Source organism: Rhodovulum sp. (assembly GCF_011048875.1).
GTDB classification, from domain to species: Bacteria; Pseudomonadota; Alphaproteobacteria; order Rhodobacterales; family Rhodobacteraceae; genus Rhodovulum; species Rhodovulum tesquicola.
Genome location: NZ_DSDD01000430.1, coordinates 1 through 2,547 on the forward strand (window position 1 = coordinate 1; position 2,547 = coordinate 2,547).

Consider the following 2,547-nt stretch of genomic DNA (forward strand, 5'->3'; position numbering starts at 1 on the left):
CAGCGGCTTGCCCAGCCGGTCGCGCAGGGCCTGGAGTTTGTCGAGCGCTTCCGGGTGCAGCTTCAGCTGACCCGTGCCACGGCAGGCGATCTCGGCGGGCGAGAAGTTGGGCCAGCGCCAATCGCGCTCAGGCACGTCGCGGAAATGGCGGAAGGTGCGGATGGGGTCGGACATGGAAGCCTCCTTGGGATGGGAATGACAGACGTCGGCCCGCCGCAGAAGGCGGCGGCCGGGGGGCGTAGCGGTTGGGGTTGTGTTCAGGGTGCCAGCGACGGGTTGTCGTCCGGTGCGGCCTGCGCGCGCTAACGCTGCGGTCAGCCGCCGTTCCTGCGCTGGAAGGCCGCGAAGATCAGGTTGCGCATGTCGTGGATGTCGCGCTCGATACGCTCGAGCCGGTCATGATCGACCTTGCGGTCCTCGTCACGGCGCTTCTCGATGCGGGCGCGTTCCTCGGCGAGCTTTTTTTCCAGACGGTTGAGCAGCGCCTCATTCGTGAATGCCTTTCTCGTCACGGCTGTCGCCAGCCCGGCAATGAAGGTGAACCAGACGCCGATAGCCGCCGTCAGACCATGATCACGGAAGATCTGCAGGATCTGCTCGGTGAGTGTGTGCCGGTTGGTCATCCGATCTTCGCCCCCCAGAAGCTGGTGTGATCGGCCGCGAAGAAGCCGTCCTGCGCGCGGAAATACCCCTGCAGTTCGACGGTATCGCCTTCCTGCAGCACCGCCATGCTCTGCAGCCAGAGCGCGGTGGCCTCGGAGACATGCGCGCCGCTGATCTCGCCGTAGCTGCCACGGATTTCATCGCTGCCGTTCAGGACCAGCCGTCCGCGCATCCGGGCCGCAGTGCTGGAATTGACCTTGAAGAGCAGCGTCGCGCCAAAAAGATAGGCGCCATCCACCGGGGCCGTGAAGCGATTGCTCGCGGCGTCAAACGCGCCCTGATCATTATACTCGGTGTTGTTGATGCCGATTTTCGTCCAGGTATCGACGCTGACATAGTTGTCATAGTTGGTGTAGCCCTTGAAGCGCGGCAGGTGGGGCTGGTCGATGATGCCGGTGGCGTTGTCGACGCTCAGCCCGTCGAAGAAGGTGCTGCCGCCGGCGGAGACCGCGAGGCGGAAGCGGTCCGAGCCGAAGAGCCCGACCAGCGCCTTGGTCACGAAGCCGGTCTGCAGGGTCAGCCCGAGATCGTCGCCTGCTGCCTCCTTGTTCATGGTGTAGAACAGATCGCCGGTCCCGCCCTCGGCAACGGTCTTCGCGGTCCAGAGTGCTGCGTTGAGCTTGGCCGAGAACGGGTTCGAGGCGTCCGCCGTGGTGCCGAGCCCAAGCAGCGCCATGTTCTGCAACTCTTCGGGCGTGGTGCCGACCCAACCGGAGCCATCAAAGACCAGCAATACGCCCTCGCCCTCGACCCAAGCCCGCCAGCCGGTGCGCGGCGGCAGCCGGAGCCACACGCCGTCGGTCCAGAGCGCGACGTTCAGGTCCCAGCCCGCCCAGTCGCCCGTCGCGCCGGAGCCGACGATGCAGCGGTCGCCATCCGCAGGGCTGCCGGGCGGGGCCGTCAGGTCGCGGTCGAGAACCGAGAGATGAACAAGCCCGTCGAGGATCCGCAGCGTCTCGTTATGGGTGACGTGTTTCTGCGCCTGCGCCGCCAGGATGTAGGGCAGCAGCAGGTTGGTGGTCGTATCAGACATCGGATCCTCAGAAACTCAGCGTGACGGTTTTCGGCGCGCCCCGCCCGACGAGGGCGGAGAGCTGGAAGATGCGGACGTCGAGCGTGTCGCCGGGGCCGAGCGGCGTGCCCCAATCCGCGATCTGGTCGGCCTCGCTGTAGAGGGCGCTGGTGGTGCCCGTGGTGAGCACCCGTTTGACCGCCGAGCCGTCGAGGATTTCGACCTCATAAGCCTCAAGCTCTTCGGCAAGCGGCACGTCCAGCCCGCCCCAACCGTCGGCTGCCAGCGCGCGGGACCGGCGCACCCAGCGGATGGTCAGATCGCCGGGCGTGCGGGGGCGACGCCATGGCTGTTCGACATGGGCCACGGAGAAAGGCCGCAACCCGATACCTTCCGGCGTGAAGGTGCGGGCAACATGGGTCTCGTCGCTGACGGGGCGGCTCGCCGGGCCGATGCGCCAGTTCCAGGGGATGCCTAGATCGGCCTCACTGACGGGAAGCGACGCGAGGCTGGGGTCGAGGACCACGACGCGCGCTCCTGCCGCGGTTGGATTGCCCATGGCGCCTTCCGTCCCGCGCTGGCCGCGCAGGAGCCGTGTGAGGCGATAGCGCCCCGGTGCGATCAGTTCGGCCGCCCCGGCCTGAACAATCTCCCAGACGCCAGGCATGCTCTCGATGGCCAGTGCGTTCGCTCCACTTAGAGTTGTTTTCGATCAAGTTGAAGCATATCCTGCGTGCCGGAGATAGCGGGCACATTCCTTCGGGTTGAAGGCAGTCAGTGCGGATGCGATGGCGCTGCAGAGGCTGTCAGCGCATCTCGGGGCGGCGCTTCTGACGAGGGCCTTGAGCCTGGCAAATACCATTTCGATCGGA

The 2,547-nt window shown here is 66.2% G+C and carries 2 protein-coding genes and 2 pseudogenes; all 4 read right to left on the reverse strand.

Features of this window, described 5'->3' with window-relative positions; translation table 11 throughout:
- Nucleotides 1–174, reverse strand: a pseudogene (locus ENN83_RS17040) (peptidase M15); the annotation flags it as partial.
- A 140-nt stretch (nucleotides 175–314) separates the two neighbouring features.
- Nucleotides 315–623: a hypothetical protein gene (locus tag ENN83_RS14645; RefSeq protein WP_287188205.1), complete on the reverse strand. Its 309-nt coding sequence runs from the start codon at nucleotides 621–623 to the stop codon at nucleotides 315–317.
- The gene (locus ENN83_RS14650; protein ID WP_287188206.1) at nucleotides 620–1,696 is read right to left on the reverse strand and encodes a DUF2793 domain-containing protein; all 1,077 of its coding nucleotides are present in this window, start codon (nucleotides 1,694–1,696) and stop codon (nucleotides 620–622) included. The genes ENN83_RS14645 and ENN83_RS14650 overlap by 4 nt, the downstream gene beginning before the upstream one ends.
- A 7-nt stretch (nucleotides 1,697–1,703) precedes the next feature.
- Nucleotides 1,704–2,375, reverse strand: a pseudogene (locus ENN83_RS14655) (phage tail baseplate protein); the annotation flags it as partial.
- Nucleotides 2,376–2,547: the final 172 nt, after the last annotated feature.

Bases quoted from the DNA above. Each gene is read 5' to 3' on its own strand.
- ENN83_RS14645 (WP_287188205.1), bottom strand. From the start codon at position 623: ATGACCAACCGGCACACACTCACCGAGCAGATCCTGCAGATCTTCCGT.
- ENN83_RS14650 (WP_287188206.1), bottom strand. From the start codon at position 1,696: ATGTCTGATACGACCACCAACCTGCTGCTGCCCTACATCCTGGCGGCG.